This is a genomic window from Pseudomonas sp. S2_B07 (genome assembly GCF_054668435.1).
This window is the reverse complement of the sequence record NZ_CP162769.1, coordinates 3,992,072-4,009,773: the sequence shown is the minus strand read 5'-3', so window position 1 is coordinate 4,009,773 and position 17,702 is coordinate 3,992,072. Positions and strand designations below refer to the sequence as shown.

The window sequence follows — 17,702 nt, the reverse complement described above, 5'->3', positions numbered from 1 at the left end:
AAACCGAAAGACAAGTTCCCATAAACGCTGAAAGGTCAATACGAGCAAAATGATACTACTTAGGCGCAAGCTCCCTCAGGTGGCGTGCGACTGCAATCCATGCACCGATATACCCCAACAGCACTGCACCAAGCAAGAGAGACAGACCGTCGGCAACTGGCACTCCGGCCAGCGCGAAATCACTGCCGTACAAACCGGCCAGTCCAACCACAGCGTCGTTCAGCCAGTTCAGGCCAAACGCCAGCACGCCCCAAGACAGCATCCCCGCACCGAAGCCATACAACGCGCCCATATAGAGAAAGGGCCTGCGCACATAGCTGTCAGTGCCACCGACGAGTTTAATCACTTCTATCTCTGTGCGGCGGTTTTCAATATGAAGACGAATGGTATTGCCTATCACCAAAAGTAATGCAGAAACCAGAAGCACGGTCAGACCGAAGACAAAACGGTCGCCCAGCTTGAGGATCGCTGCCAGACGCTCGACCCAGACTAGATCAAGTTGCGCCTGTTGTACCTTCGGCAGCTCGGATAGTTTTTGTCTTAATGCTTCAAGCGCGGGCTTGTCGACTTCGTTCGGCGTCACCAGGACCACGCCCGGCAGCGGGTTTTCCGGCAACTCCTTCAGCGCTTCGCCCAAACCGGACTGCTGCTGAAACTCCTCCAGCGCCTGGTCGCGACCGACATATTCAGCATCAGCTACGCCCGGCATGCCTTTGATCTGGTCACGCAGCGCCTCACCCTGTTCTGGACTGGCTTCCAGTTGCAGGTACAGGGAAATCTGCGCCGCACGCTGCCAGGATCCGCCCAGACGCTCGACGTTACTTAGCAAAAGTGACAGGCCCATCGGCAAACTCAGCGCAACGGCCATCACCATGCAGGTGAAAAAGCTGCCAATAGGCTGTTTGCCCAAGCGACGCAAACTGTCGAGCAGGCTCGCGCGGTGACTTTCAACCCAGGCACGGAACAACGTTGCAAAGTCCGGACCGTCGTCATCGTCGCGTTTTTTCTTCTGCGGTTGCGGATCGGCGGCCTTCGGGGCTACCCGTTCGGAAACTTTGGGGCTGCGTGTCGCACTCATTCGCCCGCCTCCCCGTCGCCGATCAATCGGCCACGCTGCAGCGTCAACATGCGGTGACGCATACGGGCGATCAGCGCCAGGTCGTGACTGGCGATCAGCACACTGGTGCCCAAGCGATTGATGTCTTCGAACACGCCCATGATTTCGGCGGCCAGTCGCGGGTCGAGGTTACCGGTCGGTTCGTCCGCCAGCAGCAAGGCCGGGCGGTGAACGATGGCGCGGGCGATGCCGACGCGCTGTTGCTGACCGGTGGACAAGTCGCCTGGGTACAAATCGGTCTTGTCCGAGAGCGCCACGCGCTCCAGGGCCGAATCCACGCGCTTGACGATCTCGGCCTTCGACAGACCCAGGATCTGCAAGGGCAGCGCGACGTTGTTGAACACCGTCCGATCGAACAGCAGCTGGTGATTCTGGAACACCACGCCGATCTGCCGGCGCAGGTAAGGAATCTGCGCGTTGCTGATGGTGGCGAGGTCCTGGCCGGCCAGCAGCAATTTGCCGGTGGTCGGACGTTCCATCGCCAGCAGCAGGCGCAACAAGGTGCTTTTACCGGCGCCAGAGTGGCCGGTCACAAACAAGAATTCGCCCCGACGGACTCGAAAGCTCAGCTCATGCAAGCCGACGTGACCGTTCGGGTAGCGTTTACCGACCTGTTCGAAACGAATCATGAACGCTCCCGCTCGGCAAACAGTGCCTGGACAAAGGGTTCTGCTTCAAAAGTACGCAAATCGTCGATGCCTTCCCCGACGCCGATGTAGCGAATCGGCAGGCCAAACTGCTTGGCCAGGGCAAAAATCACCCCACCCTTGGCGGTGCCGTCGAGCTTGGTCAGCGCCAGGCCGGTCAGTTCGACGGTCTGGTTGAATTGCTTGGCCTGGCTGATCGCGTTCTGGCCGGTGCCGGCATCGAGCACCAACAGCACTTCGTGCGGCGCATCGGCGTCGAGCTTGCTGATCACCCGGCGAACCTTCTTCAGTTCTTCCATCAAATTGTCTTTGGTGTGCAGACGACCGGCGGTGTCGGCGATCAGCACATCAATGCCACGGGCCTTGGCGGCTTGCACGGCATCGAAGATAACCGAAGCCGAGTCGGCGCCCGTGTGCTGGGCGATGACCGGAATCTTGTTGCGCTCACCCCAGACCTGCAATTGCTCGACCGCTGCAGCACGGAAGGTGTCACCGGCCGCGAGCATGACTTTCTTGCCTTCGAGCTGCAGTTTCTTCGCCAGTTTGCCGATGGTGGTGGTCTTGCCGGCGCCGTTGACGCCCACCACCAGAATCACGAACGGCTTGTTCTGCGAGGTGATTTTCAGCGGTTGCTCGACCGGCTTGAGCATGGCGGCCAGTTCGGCTTGCAGAGATTTATACAGGGCATCGGAATCGGCCAGTTCCTTGCGCGCGACCTTTTGGGTCAGGCGCTGGATGATCACCGAGGTGGCCTCAACGCCAACGTCGGCGGTCAGCAGGCGGGTTTCGAGGTCTTCGAGCAGTTCGTCATCGATGGCCTTTCTGCCCAGAAACAAGCTGGCCATCCCTTCGCCGATGCTGGCGCTGGTCTTGGACAGGCCTTGCTTGAGGCGGGCGAAGAAACCGGCTTTGGATTCTTCAGTACGCGGCGGCTCGACGGACGTTTCGACGGGCGCGACGACGGGTGCAGGTGCTTGAGCAACCGGAGCAACCGGAGCAACCGGAGCAACCGGAGCAACCGGAGCAACGAAAGCAGGAACCACAGGCTCTGCAACCACCGGTTCAGGCTCGGCCACAACCACTGGCGCCACAACCGGTTCAACCACCGGAACCTGAACTGGCTCAGGCACAAACGCAGTCGGGGCTGGAATCGGCGGCGTAACGTGCGGTGCCAACTCGTCTTCAACGAGGGCAACCGGCTCTTCGGCCACCGGCAGCGTCAGCCAGGGCTCGGCAATCGGGGTCAGGGTGGGTTGTGCAACGGCTTCGGCAACGTGATCCGGCTCGACCACCGGTTGCAACACCGGCTCGGCGATCGGCAAGACAATCGGCGCGAGCTCTTCTTCTATTACCGGCGCCGGCGTGGGCTCAGAAAGTGGCTGTGGCTGTTCGACGGCGGGTTCCTGCGGCTTTTTGCGCAGCCATCCGAACAGGCTTTTCTTCTCGCCAGCCGCAGCTGGGGCTTTCTTGTCGTCGTTGGAACCAAACATGGAGGACGGCTATCTCACGGTAGCGACGCGCCAAAGGGCGCCTCGGCAAATAAATATTCGATGCAGAACAGACTGCGATTGATCCAGCTTGTTCACGCGCAACATTTTGTCGAGGTGCAAACCGCACCCCAAAGGTCGACTAATACGAAGGACTGGAACGGCATCGTCGGCGAAAACGCAGAGTTTAGCTGTCAAACTCATAGCTTGCGCCGCGAACCCAAACAACCTGCAAACCGATCAAAGGCCTGATAGGCGTGGCCGCCAGTAAAACGGACCGTTATCCTAGCACCCTCTCGCCCGCTGACGCTAAGACCAAGCGGGCAGCCCAACAGGTTTAAAAAACGAATGAATGCTCTAGCCCGCCGCGCTGCAGGCCTGCTGCTCAGCACAGTTTGTCTGCCACTGTCAGCCTTGGCTGCCGATCCACAACCCACCCACGAATTCACCCTCGATAACGGCTTGAAAGTTATCGTGCGCGAAGACCATCGTGCGCCGGTGGTGGTGTCCCAAGTCTGGTACAAGGTCGGCTCCAGCTACGAAACACCGGGGCAGACCGGTCTTTCCCATGCGCTGGAACACATGATGTTCAAGGGCAGTGAGAAAGTCGGCCCCGGCGAAGCCTCGCTGATCCTGCGTGACCTCGGCGCCGAAGAGAACGCGTTCACCAGCGACGATTTCACCGCCTACTACCAGGTGCTGGCCCGCGACCGCCTGGGCGTTGCCTTCGAACTGGAAGCCGACCGCATGGCCAGCCTGCGCCTGCCGGCTGACGAGTTCACTCGCGAGATCGAAGTCATCAAGGAAGAACGTCGCCTGCGCACCGACGACAAACCGATGTCCAAGGCCTACGAACGCTTCAAGGCGATGGCTTACCCGGCCAGCGGATACCACACGCCGACCATCGGCTGGATGGCCGACCTGGACCGCATGAAAGTCGAAGAGCTGCGTCACTGGTACCAATCCTGGTACGTGCCGAACAATGCCACGCTGGTGGTGGTCGGTGACGTAACCCCGGACGAGGTCAAAGCCCTGGCCCAGCGTTACTTCGGTCCTATCGCCAAGCGCGACGTGCCCCCGGCGAAAATCCCGCTGGAACTGGCCGAGCCCGGCGAGCGCCAGATCACCCTGCACGTGCAAACCCAATTGCCGAGTCTGATGCTGGGCTTCAACGTGCCCAGCATCGCGACCGCCGAAGACAAACGCTCGGTAAATGCCTTGCGCCTGATCTCGGCCCTGCTCGACGGCGGCTACAGCGGTCGCATTCCGGCGCAGCTGGAACGCGGCGAAGAGCTGGTGTCCGGCGGTTCGTCGAGTTACGACGCCTATACCCGCGGCGACAGCCTGTTCACCTTGTCGGCCACACCGAACACGCAGAAAAAGAAAACCATGGCCCAGGCCGAAGCCGGCCTGTGGAAGCTGCTTGAACAACTGAAAACCACTGCGCCGTCGGCCGAAGAGCTGGAGCGCGTGCGAGCTCAAGTGATTGCCGGTCTGGTCTTTGAGCGTGATTCGATCACCAGCCAGGCCACGTCCATCGGCCAACTCGAAACCGTCGGCCTGTCGTGGAAGCTGATGGACACCGAACTCAGCGACCTGGAAAGCGTGACTCCGCAAGACATCCAGAACGCCGCCAAGCTGTATTTCACCCGCGAACGTCTCAGCGTCGCCCATGTCCTGCCACTGGAGACGACTCATGAGTGAGCGTAAAAAACCACGCCTGGCCCTGATCGGTCTGATCACTGTCGCCCTGATCGGCTCCGCGGCTTTCTACTTGTCCAGAACCGATGAGTCCAACGCCAGCGAGGCCCTGGACAAAGCCAAATCCAGCCAGAAACTGCAATCGCTGACTGAACTCGACGGCAAGGCGCCAAGCCACCGCACGCTCGACGTACAGACCTGGAACACCGCAGAAGGCGCCAAGGTGATGTTCGTCGAAGCCCGTGAGCTGCCGATGTTCGACATGCGCCTGATTTTCGCCGCCGGCAGCAGCCAGGACGGCAATGCACCGGGCCTGGCCTTGCTGACCAACGCGATGCTTAACGAAGGCGTGGCCGGCAAAGATGTCGGCGCCATCGCTCAGGGCTTCGAAGGCCTGGGCGCTGACTTCGGCAACGGCGCGTTCAAGGACATGGCTCTGGCTTCCTTGCGCAGCCTCAGCGCCAAGGACAAACGCGAACCCGCCCTGAAGCTGTTTTCCGAAGTGATCGGCAAACCAACCTTCCCCGCCGACTCCTTCGCGCGCATCAAGAACCAGATGCTCGCCGGTTTCGAATACCAGAAACAGAACCCCGGCAAACTGGCGAGTCTGGAGTTGATGAACCGTTTGTACGGCGATCACCCTTACGCGCACTCCAGCGATGGCACGGCGAAAACCGTTCCTGCGATCACCTTGGCGCAGCTCAAAGCGTTCCATGAGAAAGCCTACGCCGCCGGCAACGTGGTAATTGCGCTGGTCGGCGACTTGTCCCGCGCCGAGGCCGAAGCGATTGCTGCGCAAGTCTCCAGTGCACTGCCAAAAGGCCCGGCGCTGGCGAAAATTGCACAGCCGCAGGAACCGAAAGCCAGCGTCGGCCACATCGAGTTTCCGTCCAAGCAAACCAACCTGATGCTCGCCCAACTGGGCATCGACCGTGAAGATCCGGACTACGCCGCACTGTCCATGGGCAACCAGATCCTTGGCGGCGGTGGTTTCGGCACCCGTCTGATGAGCGAAGTGCGGGAAAAACGCGGCCTGGCCTACGGCGTGTACTCGGGCTTCACCCCGATGCAGGCGCGTGGCCCGTTCATGATCAACCTGCAGACCCGCGCCGAGATGAGCGAAGGCACGCTGAAACTGGTGCAGGACGTGCTGGCCGACTACCTTAAAACCGGCCCGACGCAGAAAGAACTCGATGACGCCAAGCGTGAACTGGCCGGCAGCTTCCCGCTGTCCACCGCCAGCAACGCCGATATCGTCGGCCAGTTGGGCGCCATGGGTTTTTACAACCTGCCGCTCAATTATCTGGATGACTTCATGCGTGAGTCCCAGAGCCTGACCGTCGACCAGGTCAAGACCGCACTGAACAAACACTTGAGCACGGACAAAATGGTCATCGTCAGCGCTGGCCCGACCGTGCCACAAAAGCCGTTACCGGCCCCATCTGATAAACCTGCCGAGCAGCCGCTCGGGGTTCCGGAGCATTAATGGCCACGCGTCCTAAAAAACCTGTTCACAACGTCCATAACGGCGTGAATCAACTGCGCATCATCGGCGGCGAATGGGGCAGCCGAAAGCTGAGCTTCCCCGATGCCCCAAGCCTGCGCCCGACCCCGGACCGGGTGCGTGAAACCCTGTTCAACTGGCTCGCGCCGTATGTCGCGGGCGCCAAGGTGCTGGACCCGTTCGCCGGCAGCGGCGCACTGTTCCTCGAAGCCCTGTCCCGTGGCGCGGCCATGGGCCAAGCGCTGGATGCCAGCAACATCGCGGTCGCCAGCATCAAGGAGCATCTGGGCACACTGCGTTGCACCACGGGCCAGATTCAGACCGCCGACGCCCTGCGCTACCTGGAAACCCAGACCGCCACGGCGTACGACCTGGTGTTCCTCGACCCACCGTTCAACCAGAACCTGCTGCCGGGCGTCTGCACGCTGCTGGAAGAGCGCCAGTGGCTGGCCGACGAGGCCTGGATCTACACTGAAAGCGAAAACGCGCCGTCGTCCCTTGGTTTGCCAGGCAACTGGCGCCTGCACCGTGAGCAGAAATCCGGGCGGGTTTACTACGCGTTGTGGCAACGTATGGCAGAGATCGCCGGTTAATCGACCGGCCTGAAAAGGTGCGCACCCGTTGCGCACCGCTGCATCGAGAGCAATCGTGTCCCATCCGCCAGACCGCTTCACCCCCGCCTTGGGCCTGGGCAATCCGCACTTGCAAACCTTGTGGGGACCGCTTTGGCGCAAAACCACGCACATCGAACGCGAGCGCGAACGCTTGTGGCTCGAAGACGGCGACTTTCTCGACCTCGACTGGCACGGCCCACACAGCGCGACAGCGCCTCTGGTGCTGGTGTTGCACGGGCTGACCGGTTCGTCGAATTCACCGTATGTGGCCGGCGTGCAAAAGGCCCTCGCCACCCAAGGCTGGGCCAGTGTCGCGTTGAACTGGCGCGGCTGTTCGGGCGAGCCGAATCTGTTGGCGCGCAGTTACCATTCCGGCGCCAGTGAAGACCTCGCCGAAACCATCCGGCACCTACGGGCCAAACGTCCGTTGGCGCCGCTGTATGCGGTGGGTTATTCCCTGGGCGGCAACGTCTTGCTCAAGCACTTGGGCGAGTCCGGCAGTGACAGCGGCGTGACCGGCGCGGTGGCGGTGTCGGTGCCGTTTCGCCTCGACCAGTGCGCGGATCGTATCGGCCAAGGTTTTTCCAGGGTCTATCAGGCGCATTTCATGCGCGAGATGCTCGCCTACATCAAGAACAAACAACGCCAGTTCCAGCATGACGGACGCGAAGATGGCCTCGCGGCGTTGGCGGCACTGGGTTCGCTGGAGAACATGCGCACCTTCTGGGACTTCGATGGCCGGGTCACGGCGCCGTTGAATGGTTTTATCGATGCCGAGGATTACTACCGTCGCGCCTCGAGCCGGTATTTTCTTGGGGAGATTCGCACACCGACCCTGATCATTCAGGCGGCCGACGATCCCTTCGTCTTCCCCCACAGCCTGCCGCAGGCCGACGAATTGTCGGCCTGCACGCAACTGGAATTACAAACCAAGGGCGGGCATGTCGGCTTCGTCGATGGTTCGTTCCGGCAACCGGGTTATTACCTGGAACGGCGTATCCCGCAGTGGCTGGCCGCCGTGGGGCGCATGTAGCCGATGGACGTCGATCAGGGCGAGTCGATCCGCTTCTGGCAAACCGCGCCGCTGGCCGGGGTCGAGTTGCTGTCCGCGCGCTATATCGAACACCGCTTCGCACCCCATGTGCACGATGGTTATGTGATCGGCATGATCATGGCCGGCGCCCAGCGCTATCGCTATCGCGGCGTCGAACACCTGGCTGGCAGCGGCACCTTGGTGTTGATCAATCCGGATGAACTGCATACAGGCCACAAAGGCACCGAGGATGGTTGGCTGTACCGGGCGTTTTATCCGGACAGCGGGCAGTTACTGTCGTTGCTGGCCGAACTGGAATTGCCGACCCATCACTTACCCATGTTTGGCGCCACGCTGTACCGCGACCCGGACCTGGTGAAGGGTTTTTGCCAACTGCATCGTTTGCTGGAAAGTCCGACCACGGCGCTGCAACAGCAAACGGTCTGGCGGGAAATGATGTTGTCGTTGCTGCAACGACACGCGGCCGTGCCGATTGCCGGCCAACCCGGCAAGGAGCACCGCGCCGTGACACGGGCCAAGGAATTGCTGCATGCGCAATTGGCGGCGCCACCGTCTCTTGAAGAGCTGGCGGCGGCGGTGAATCTTTCGCCTTTTCACTTTGCCCGGGTGTTTCGCCGAGCCACCGGCATGCCGCCGCACACCTGGCTGATGCAACAACGCATCGCCCAGGCCCGGGCGCTGTTGCAGAACGGTTGTTTGCCGCTGGAAGTGGCCACGCAATTGGGGTTTGCCGACCAGAGTCACCTGAGCCGGCAGTTCAAGCAGGTTTACGGGGTGGGACCGGGGGCGTATCGAAGTGCCCGACTGTTTTGAATCGCCTGATACCCCTGTGGGAGCGAGCTTGCTCCCACAGGGGTTCGGGGTTATTCGCCGATGGCGATGCCGTGTGCGGGATCGTTGATCCACTCGCTCCACGACCCGGCATACAACGCCCCCAACGGATAACCCGCCAGGCACAGTGCAAACAGGTTATGGCAAGCCGTCACCCCGGAACCGCAGTACGCCACCAGATCGGTCGGCGAACGATCCCCCAGTTTCTCGGCAAAACGCTGCTTGAGCTGATCAGCCGGTAAAAACCGCCCATCGCCGCCGAGGTTGTCGGTAAACGCCGCACATTGCGCCCCCGGAATGTGTCCGGCAATCGGATCAATCGGCTCCACTTCACCTTTGAAACGCGGCAAGGCACGAGCATCCAGTAACGTCAGCGCGGGTTGACCGAGGCGTTTCTGAAGCTGTTCAGCACTGAGGATCAACGCGTTATCCGGCGTCCCGCTGAAGGTGCCCCGTTTGGTGTCGCACGCATCCAGACTCAGCGGCAAACCCGCCGCATGCCAGGCCTTGAGCCCGCCATCCAGAATGAACACGCCGTCACGCTTGCCCAGCCATGCCAGCAACCACCAGGCCCGCGCCGCAAAGGCACCGGGGCCGTCATCGTACAAAACCACTTCGCTGTCGGCGTTGATGCCCCAGGCTTGCAAGCGCTCGATCAAGTCATCCGCTTCAGGCAGCGGATGACGCCCGGTCACGCCCTTGACCACCGTCCCGCTCAAATCACGCTCGAGATCGGCAAACTTCGAACCGGCGATGTGCCCTTCGGCATAACTACGCTGGCCGTAATCCGGGTCTTCGAGGGCAAAACGACAATCGAGAATCACCAACCCCGGCTGGTCCTTTTTCAGGTCCAGTGCTTGCGGGCTGATCAATTGCGCAATGGGCATAGCGGGCTCCTGTGACTAAGTCGGTGTTCGATCCTACTGCACTTCTTCAAGGGCTTGGGCCAACGGCACGTAAAACTCTTCGTACAGCGCATTCACCGCATCACGCGCCTGATCCGTGACGAAACCGGCTTCAAGCACCAACACCTGATACACACCTCGTTTAATGGCTTGTTCACTCAGGTGATTGGAGTTTTCCCGCGTGGTGCACAGGAACCGCACCCAGGACGTCAGGATGATCCACGCGTTCAGCGTCAGGGACTCGATCTGGACCTTATCCATTTGCAGGATGCCGGCCTCGACGAAACCCGCGTAGATGTGCGTGCCATGGATCAGGCAGCGCTGGGAAAACCGTCGGTAACGGGCAGCCAATTCCGGATCGCTGTCGAGCAAGTGCTCAAGATCGCGATGCAAAAACCGGTAGCGCCACATCGCCGCCAGCAGCTCCTGAAGGTAGAAGCGCTTGTCGTCCACCGTCGACGCACGCCCCTGAGGCGGGCGCAGGAAGCTGTCCACCAGGCTTTCGTACTCACTGAACAACACGGCGATGATCGCCTGCTTGTTGGGGAAGTGGTAGTACAGGTTGCCCGGTGAAATTTCCATGTGGGCAGCAATGTGGTTGGTGCTGATGCTGCGCTCACCCTGCTGATTGAACAGCTCCAGGCTGTTCTGCACGATGCGCTCGCTGGTTTTGATCCGAGGGGCCATGGCTTGAGCTTTAATTCAGAGTGCGATGACAGGCATCTTACGACCTATCCGCGAGTGGATAAAACAAAGCTGTTCCAGGATGCCATTTGACTTTCTAGAGCATAGACTCTAAAAAGTCACTCATTACAATAAATCCGGAGCCGACAATGACTGCTGACATCGCCTACCTTCAGAACTTGAATCAGCCTCTGGAAGCAATGCAGGCCCTGTTCGACGCCCAACGCGCCGCCTACGCCGCCAACCCGATGCCGCCGGCCGCCCAGCGCCAGCAATGGCTCAAAGCCTTGCGCGATCTATTGAGCAGCGAGCGCCAGGCACTGATCGAGGCGATCAGCCAGGATTTCAGTCACCGCAGCGCCGATGAAACCCTGCTCGCCGAACTGATGCCCAGCCTGCACGGCATTCATTACGCCAGCCAGCACCTCAAAGGCTGGATGAAGGCCTCGCGGCGCAAGGTGGGCATCGCTTTTCAACCGGCGGCGGCCAAAGTCGTTTACCAACCGTTGGGCGTGGTCGGCGTGATCGTGCCTTGGAACTACCCGCTGTACCTGGCCATCGGTCCATTGGTGGGCGCGCTGTCGGCCGGCAATCGGGTGATGCTCAAACTCAGCGAATCGACCCCGGCCACCGGTTTGCTGCTCAAGGAATTGCTCGCCCGGGTCTTTCCTGAAGACCTGGTGTGCGTGGTGTTGGGCGAATCCGATGTCGGTGTCGCGTTCTCCCGCCTGCGTTTCGATCACTTGCTGTTCACCGGCGCCACCAGCATCGGCAAACACGTGATGCGTGCGGCGGCCGAGAACCTCACCCCGGTAACCCTCGAACTCGGCGGCAAGTCCCCAGCCATCGTGTCCCATGACGTGCCGCTGAAAGACGCCGCCGAACGCATCGCCTTCGGTAAAACCCTGAACGCCGGGCAAACCTGCGTGGCTCCGGACTACGTGTTGGTGCCCGAAGACCGTGTCGATGGTTTCGTCGAAGCCTATCGTCAGGTGGTTCGCGGGTTTTATCCGACGCTGGCTGACAACCCTGACTACACCGCCATCATCAACGAGCGGCAACTGGCGCGTCTCAACGGCTACATCAGCGATGCCACCAGCAAAGGGGCACAGTTGATTCCGCTGTTCGACCAGGGTCAGGGCCGACGCATGAGCCACAGCCTGCTGCTTGACGTCACCGACGATATGACCGTGATGCAGGACGAAATTTTCGGCCCGCTGCTGCCGATCGTGCCGTACAAGCATCTGGATGAGGCCTTTGCCTACATCAACCAACGCCCTCGCCCACTGGCGCTGTACTACTTCGGCTACGACAAACGCGAACAGAACCGCGTGCTCCACGAAACCCACTCCGGCGGTGTCTGCCTCAACGACACGCTGCTGCACGTCGCTCAGGACGACATGCCATTCGGTGGCATCGGTGCGTCGGGCATGGGCCATTACCACGGCCATGAAGGCTTCCTGACCTTCAGCAAGGCCAAAGGGGTGTTGATCAAGCAGCGCTTCAATGCTGCGAAGCTGATCTACCCGCCGTACGGAAAATCCATTCAGAAACTGATCCAGAAGCTGTTCATCCGCTAACGCTCACCACCACCGGGTAACAACAATAATGAGCCCAAGCCTGTCCGATACACCCGCGCTGTCACGGCGCGGCCTGCTGAAATTCAGCCTCGGCGCCAGCGCCTTCCTGGCCACCGCCGGGTTGGGCGCAAGCCTCAGCGGCTGCTCGTCGAGTACCGCAGCGAACGGCTTCGTGATCCTGCGCAGCGGCGACCTGCTGTTTTTGCGCGCACTGACTCCGGTGATGCTCGAGGGTGCGGTCGCTGCCGAGAAAATGCCGGCATCGGTCGACCAGACCTTGCACAGCCTGGATAACAGCCTGAATCACCTGTCGCCGGAAATGCTCAAGCTGACCCAGCAACTGTTCGATGTGCTGGGGATGGCCGTGACGCGCGGACCGCTGACCGGGATCTGGGGCAGCTGGGAAAATGCCAGTGCTGATGAGATCCGGCACTTTCTCGATCGCTGGGAAAACAGTTCGTTGAGCCTGTTGCGCATGGGCCATAGCTCGCTACAGCAACTGGTGATGATGGCGTGGTACACCCGGGCGGAGTCTTGGGTGCATTGCGGGTATCCCGGGCCGCCTACAGTTTGAGACCGAGTCGACGCCATCGCGGGCAAGCCACGCTCCCACAGGGTTTGAGGCGAGCCATCCTTTTGTGAACAACCCAAAACCTTGTGGGAGCCGAGCTTGCCCGCGATGGCGTCAGCCGCCTCATCACCGCCAATAAAAACAACAAGAGAACCTGAGAATGCCTGTACCCGACCCGTTCCGAGAAGGCCTGTCCCGTGGCTGGAAAACCTACAACGGCGCGCAATTGACCCAAGACCTGACCCTCGAAGCGGACGTCGCGATCATCGGCAGCGGTGCCGGCGGCGGCACCACGGCGGAAATCCTCAGCGCGGCCGGCTACAAAGTGCTGCTGATCGAAGAAGGCCCGCTCAAGACCAGCAGCGACTTCAAGATGCTCGAAGACCAGGCTTACACCAGCCTCTATCAGGAAGGCATCGGGCGCATGAGCAAGGATGGCGCAATCACCATCCTCCAGGGCCGCGCAGTAGGCGGCACCACGCTGATCAACTGGACTTCGAGCTTTCGCACGCCTACTCCGACACTCGAACACTGGGCCAGCGAACACGATGTTAAAGGTCACTCGCCTGCCGACATGGCGCCGTGGTTCGAGAAAATGGAACAACGCCTCGGCGTGGCGCCGTGGAGGGTGCCGCCCAACGCCAACAACGACGTGATCCGCAAAGGCTGTGAAAAACTCGGCTACAGCTGGCACGTCATCCCGCGCAACGTGCGCGGCTGCTGGAACCTCGGCTACTGCGGCATGGGCTGTCCGACCAACGCCAAGCAATCGATGCTGGTCACGACCATTCCGGCGACGCTGGAGAAAGGTGGCGAGCTTCTGTACCTGGCTCGCGCCGAAAAACTGTCGATCAAGGATGGCAAAGTCACTGGCCTGCAATGCGTGGCGATGGACGACCGTTGCGTCGCGCCGACCGGGCGCACGATCACGGTCAAGGCGCGCCATTACGTACTGGCCGGCGGCGGGATCAACAGCCCCGCGTTGCTCCTGCGTTCTGATGCGCCGGATCCGCACAAACGTCTGGGCAAGCGCACGTTCCTGCATTTGGTGAACATGTCCGCCGGGCTGTTCGACGAGGTGATCAACCCGTTCTACGGCGCGCCACAGTCGATCTATTCCGACCATTTCCAATGGCAAGACGGCACCACCGGCAAGATGGCCTACAAACTCGAAGTCCCGCCGCTGCACCCGGCGCTGGCGACGACCCTGCTGGGCGGCTTCGGCAAGGAAAACGCCCAGCACATGGAGCACCTGCCCCATACCCACGCCATGCTCGCGTTGTTGCGCGACGGTTTCCACCCGGACAGCCCCGGTGGCAGCGTCGAACTGCGCGGCGACAATACGCCGGTGCTCGACTATCAGGTCTCGCCCTACGCGTGGGACGGTTTGCGCCGAGCCTTCCACAGCATGGCCGAAATCCAGTTTGCCGGGGGCGCCAATGCAGTGATGCCGATGCACGCCGATGCACGCTACGTGAAAACCCTGGCTGAAGCGCGCACGCTGATTGATGGCTTGAGCCTTGAGTTGTATCGCACACGCCTGGGCAGCGCCCACGTGATGGGTGGTTGTGCGATGGGCGAAGACCCGAAAAACGCCGTGACCGACAGCCTCGGCCGTCATCACCAGCTGAGCAATCTGTCGATCCATGACGGCTCGCTGTTTCCCACCAGCATTGGCGCAAACCCGCAATTGTCGGTGTACGGGCTGACAGCACAACTGGCCACTGCCCTGGCCGAACGTTTGAAAAACCCATGAAAAGGGAGAATATTCGTATCGTCTATAGTGCTTTCTTACCCAACAGGCGACTTGGCCGACCGGGAAGGCTGCGATACCATCCGACTCCCCAACGGACTCCCGCCAGGACGACGCGATGAACCGAGTGTTGTACCCAGGTACCTTCGACCCTATTACCAAGGGCCATGGCGACTTGGTCGAACGCGCCGCGCGCCTGTTCGATCATGTGATCATTGCCGTCGCCGCCAGCCCCAAGAAAAATCCGTTGTTTCCTCTGGAACAGCGTGTGGAGCTGGCCCGCGAGGTCACTAAACATCTGCCGAACGTTGAAGTCGTCGGTTTCTCGACGCTGCTCGCGCATTTCGCCAAAGAGAAGAACGCCAACGTGTTCCTGCGTGGTTTGCGTGCGGTCTCGGATTTCGAATACGAATTCCAGCTGGCCAACATGAACCGTCAGCTGGCGCCGGATGTGGAAAGCCTGTTTCTTACGCCTTCCGAGCGTTATTCGTTCATTTCCTCAACGCTGGTCCGTGAAATCGCGGCGCTGGGCGGTGATATCACCAAGTTCGTCCACCCTGCGGTGGCGGACGCTCTCACCGAGCGCTTCAAGAAGTAAAGACCGCTCAAGCGGCGCCCGCGTGCACTGCGGGCGCCAATGCGGCACAATTGCGCGCATTGGTTTATTGCGCCCGGGCCTGTCGCCCTGGCTGGAGTTAGCATGTCCCTGATCATCACCGACGATTGCATCAACTGCGACGTCTGCGAACCCGAGTGCCCGAACGCCGCCATTTCCCAAGGCGAAGAGATCTACGTCATCGACCCGAACCTGTGCACGCAGTGTGTCGGCCACTACGATGAACCTCAGTGCCAGCAAGTGTGCCCGGTGGATTGCATTCCGCTGGACGAAGCGCATCCGGAGACTGAAGACGAGTTGATGGAGAAGTACCGGAAGATTACCGGCAAGGCTTGAGTCAGATAGTTTTGTAGAGCCTGTTCGGGCCTCATCGCGGGCAAGCCTGCTCCCACCGTGTTTCGTGTCGTACACAAAACCAATGTGGAGCGGGCTTGCCCGCGATGAGGCCATCAGCCACACCAAAGACGTAACTGCCTTCACTTCCGCTGCTCAAACCCCTCGCCGACACACCCCAGACACCGCACAAACGCCGCTTTCGCCGGGTCAACCACCAACGCCTGCCCCGCATCGCCAACGCCGCCACCCAGCGCGGTAAACGGCAACGACACCACAAACACGCCAGCACCGATCACCGTCGCCACGACCAGCAACGGTCGGGCAATCAGCAAATCACCGATCATGGCGTACGCCGGGGGATTCTGGAGGGTGTAGAGCGGGTCGCCGCTGCCGCTCTCTGCCGCAAACGCGCCGGCATTGGCGCCCAGCAGGCAGACAACGACAAGGATTCGAAACAGGTTCATGGCACGGTCCTTATGCGAGGCAGTGAGAACACTGACTATAGACCGCGCGAGTTTTCAGCTCTGACAGCGAGGGCAAAAGACGCTGGCGCGCTGCCCGAGTTTCACATCCCGCAGCTCCGTGCCGCAGACCTTGCAGGGCTCATGGCCCCGGCCATACACGAACAGTTCCTGCTGGAAGTAACCCGGCTGGCCGTCACCGCCGATAAAGTCGCGCAACGTGGTGCCGCCGCGCTCGATGGCGGCGGCGAGGATGCGTTTGATCTCGATCGCCAGTTTCAAATAACGCGCCCGGGAAATGCTCTTGGCTTCGCGGCGCGGATCAATGCCGGCGGCGAACAGCGCTTCGGTCGCATAGATATTGCCAACGCCCACCACCACGGCGTTATCCATGATGAACGGCTTGACCGCCATGGAGCGTCCGCGAGACTGCTGGAACAGGCGCTCGCCATCGAACAGGTCGGTCAATGGCTCAGGCCCGAGGCGAATCAGTAATTCGTGGTTGAGCGGGTCAAGGCTCCAGAGCATCGCGCCAAACCGTCGCGGATCGGTGTAACGCAGTGCCAGGCCGGATTCCAGCTCGATGTCCACATGCTCATGCTTGGCCGCCGGCAGGCCGGCTTCCACCAGCCGCAAATTCCCCGACATGCCCAAATGGCTGATCAACGTGCCGACTTCGGCATTGATCAACAGGTACTTGGCGCGCCGTTCCACCACCACGATGCGCTGCCCGGACAACCGCACATCAAGGTCTTCGGGAATCGGCCAGCGCAGCCGCCGGTCACGCACGATCACCCGGCTGACCCGTTGGCCTTCCAGGTGCGGCGCAATTCCGCGGCGGGTGGTTTCGACTTCCGGCAGTTCAGGCATGGTGCACTCGAATCAGGCTATCCGGCTCTCAGCGATGAGCGCCAAGGTCGCGAATGGTTTGCTTGAGCGTCTCGAAGTCGTAATCCGAGAGGCCGACATAGTCGAGCACCAGAGGCCCGATGCTGTTCCATTCGTGGTCTTCGTTCTGGTTGCCCAGCACTCGATAGGACGCACAAATGTGTTCGGCCATCTTGAGGATCGCCAGCAGGTTCTTCAGCTGGGCATTGCGCGACGACTCATCGCTGAAAATCGCCAACGCGTTGTGGTGATTGGCGATTGCGGCGGTTACGTGGTCCGGCAGGCGCCAGGATTTGGCGGTGTAATAACCGACCACGGCGTGGTTGGTGTTGAACACGCGGTTCTCGGTGTCCACCACCCGGCATTCGGCGCTGGCGTTGGCATATGCCTCTTCCAGAACCGTCATGTAGTTGGGGAAACGCTGCAGCATCAGCGGCACACCGCAATCGTGGAACAGGCCCAGCGCGTACGCTTCGTCGCCGGCCTGGGCACCAATGCGCTTGGCCAGCGTCAGGCAGGTCATTGCCACATCCTGAGCCGTGTCCCAGAAGCGGTTCAAGGTGACGATGGTGTCGTCATTCATCTCGCCCTTGATCGACTGCGCGTTGATCAGGTTGATGATTGAACGGCTGCCCAGCAGGTTCACCGCCCGCTGGATCGAAGCAATCTTGTTGCTCAAGCCGTAATACGGCGAGTTGACGATCTTCAGCAAGGCGCCAGAAAGGCCCGGGTCTTGGGAGATCAGCTTCGCGATCACTTCCAGGTCCGGGTCGGGCATGTACTGCTCCATCTGCAAATCCACCATGATTTGCGGCTGGGCGGGCACGCTGATGCCTTGCAGGGACTGTTGGATCTGTTCGGTAGTCAGCTCTTGGGACATAAGTACACACTCTGGGCCAGGCGCAGATTCTAGCTTCTAAAAGTTGGATCCGACACCTTGGAGGGCGCATCTG

18 protein-coding genes are annotated in these 17,702 nt (G+C 60.8%); 10 read left to right on the top strand and 8 right to left on the bottom strand.

Translation table 11 applies throughout. The features are described 5' to 3' along the window. Positions 1–55: 55 nt before the first annotated feature. The 3 genes from ftsX to ftsY are packed head-to-tail and all read right to left on the bottom strand — an operon-like array spanning position 56 to position 3,254. A complete protein-coding gene (ftsX, locus tag AB4N43_RS18415) occupies positions 56–1,078 on the bottom strand; it encodes a permease-like cell division protein FtsX (RefSeq protein WP_027926548.1) in 1,023 nt (340 codons plus the stop codon). Further along, positions 1,075–1,746: a cell division ATP-binding protein FtsE gene (gene ftsE / locus AB4N43_RS18410; RefSeq protein ID WP_027926547.1), complete on the bottom strand. Its 672-nt coding sequence runs from the start codon at positions 1,744–1,746 to the stop codon at positions 1,075–1,077. The genes ftsX and ftsE overlap by 4 nt, the downstream gene beginning before the upstream one ends. Further along, positions 1,743–3,254 carry a signal recognition particle-docking protein FtsY gene (gene ftsY, locus AB4N43_RS18405; RefSeq protein WP_460151789.1) on the bottom strand — a complete coding sequence of 504 codons (1,512 nt, stop codon included), beginning with the start codon at positions 3,252–3,254 and terminating at the stop codon, positions 1,743–1,745. Before ftsY ends, ftsE begins: the two co-directional genes overlap by 4 nt. A 345-nt stretch (positions 3,255–3,599) precedes the next feature. Between ftsY and AB4N43_RS18400 the strand changes: the two genes are divergently transcribed. The 5 genes from AB4N43_RS18400 to AB4N43_RS18380 are packed head-to-tail and all read left to right on the top strand — an operon-like array spanning position 3,600 to position 8,937. After that, positions 3,600–4,955 carry a M16 family metallopeptidase gene (locus AB4N43_RS18400; RefSeq protein ID WP_027926545.1) on the top strand — a complete coding sequence of 452 codons (1,356 nt, stop codon included), beginning with the start codon at positions 3,600–3,602 and terminating at the stop codon, positions 4,953–4,955. After that, complete coding sequence (locus AB4N43_RS18395; protein ID WP_027926544.1) at positions 4,948–6,438, top strand: M16 family metallopeptidase; 1,491 nt, start codon at positions 4,948–4,950, stop codon at positions 6,436–6,438. Before AB4N43_RS18400 ends, AB4N43_RS18395 begins: the two co-directional genes overlap by 8 nt. Further along, positions 6,438–7,049: a 16S rRNA (guanine(966)-N(2))-methyltransferase RsmD gene (gene rsmD / locus AB4N43_RS18390; protein ID WP_460151788.1), complete on the top strand. Its 612-nt coding sequence runs from the start codon at positions 6,438–6,440 to the stop codon at positions 7,047–7,049. Before AB4N43_RS18395 ends, rsmD begins: the two co-directional genes overlap by 1 nt. Positions 7,050–7,104: 55 nt before the next feature. Then, a complete protein-coding gene (locus AB4N43_RS18385; protein ID WP_059182015.1) occupies positions 7,105–8,103 on the top strand; it encodes a hydrolase in 999 nt (332 codons plus the stop codon). A 3-nt stretch (positions 8,104–8,106) separates the two neighbouring features. Beyond that, positions 8,107–8,937 (top strand): AraC family transcriptional regulator, encoded by an 831-nt coding sequence (locus AB4N43_RS18380; protein WP_460151787.1) that lies wholly within the window; start codon positions 8,107–8,109, stop codon positions 8,935–8,937. 50 nt (positions 8,938–8,987) lie between these two features. On the opposite strand, the gene AB4N43_RS18375 is transcribed toward AB4N43_RS18380, so the two are convergent. Together AB4N43_RS18375 and AB4N43_RS18370 are read right to left on the bottom strand one after the other, a co-directional pair. Then, positions 8,988–9,842 carry a sulfurtransferase gene (locus AB4N43_RS18375; protein WP_059182014.1) on the bottom strand — a complete coding sequence of 285 codons (855 nt, stop codon included), beginning with the start codon at positions 9,840–9,842 and terminating at the stop codon, positions 8,988–8,990. Positions 9,843–9,875: 33 nt separating this feature from the next. Beyond that, entirely contained in the window at positions 9,876–10,547 is a 672-nt protein-coding gene (locus AB4N43_RS18370; RefSeq protein WP_027926539.1) for a TetR/AcrR family transcriptional regulator, read from the bottom strand. 146 nt (positions 10,548–10,693) lie between these two features. Between AB4N43_RS18370 and AB4N43_RS18365 the strand changes: the two genes are divergently transcribed. From AB4N43_RS18365 to AB4N43_RS18345, 5 genes are all read left to right on the top strand, one after another. Further along, entirely contained in the window at positions 10,694–12,124 is a 1,431-nt protein-coding gene (locus AB4N43_RS18365; RefSeq protein WP_059182013.1) for a coniferyl aldehyde dehydrogenase, read from the top strand. A gap of 28 nt (positions 12,125–12,152) precedes the next feature. Beyond that, complete coding sequence (locus AB4N43_RS18360) at positions 12,153–12,698, top strand: hypothetical protein (RefSeq protein WP_027926537.1); 546 nt, start codon at positions 12,153–12,155, stop codon at positions 12,696–12,698. A 157-nt stretch (positions 12,699–12,855) separates the two neighbouring features. Beyond that, positions 12,856–14,451 (top strand): GMC family oxidoreductase, encoded by a 1,596-nt coding sequence (locus tag AB4N43_RS18355; RefSeq protein WP_027926536.1) that lies wholly within the window; start codon positions 12,856–12,858, stop codon positions 14,449–14,451. Positions 14,452–14,566: 115 nt separating this feature from the next. After that, on the top strand, positions 14,567–15,046 hold the full coding sequence (coaD, locus tag AB4N43_RS18350; protein ID WP_007945531.1) for a pantetheine-phosphate adenylyltransferase: 480 nt from the start codon (positions 14,567–14,569) through the stop codon (positions 15,044–15,046). Between the two features lie 102 nt (positions 15,047–15,148). Next, positions 15,149–15,400, top strand: coding sequence for a YfhL family 4Fe-4S dicluster ferredoxin (locus AB4N43_RS18345; RefSeq protein ID WP_007945532.1), 252 nt, complete (start codon positions 15,149–15,151; stop codon positions 15,398–15,400). Between the two features lie 140 nt (positions 15,401–15,540). On the opposite strand, the gene AB4N43_RS18340 is transcribed toward AB4N43_RS18345, so the two are convergent. Genes AB4N43_RS18340 through AB4N43_RS18330 form a run of 3 tightly spaced genes read right to left on the bottom strand, consistent with a single transcriptional unit; the run spans position 15,541 to position 17,575 of the window. Next, positions 15,541–15,864, bottom strand: a complete 324-nt coding sequence (locus AB4N43_RS18340) for a hypothetical protein (protein WP_059182012.1) — start codon at positions 15,862–15,864, stop codon at positions 15,541–15,543. A 54-nt stretch (positions 15,865–15,918) separates the two neighbouring features. Further along, entirely contained in the window at positions 15,919–16,731 is an 813-nt protein-coding gene (mutM, locus tag AB4N43_RS18335; RefSeq protein ID WP_460151786.1) for a bifunctional DNA-formamidopyrimidine glycosylase/DNA-(apurinic or apyrimidinic site) lyase, read from the bottom strand. 28 nt (positions 16,732–16,759) lie between these two features. Then, a complete protein-coding gene (locus tag AB4N43_RS18330; protein ID WP_172825965.1) occupies positions 16,760–17,575 on the bottom strand; it encodes an HDOD domain-containing protein in 816 nt (271 codons plus the stop codon). Between the last annotated feature and the right edge of the window lie 127 nt (positions 17,576–17,702).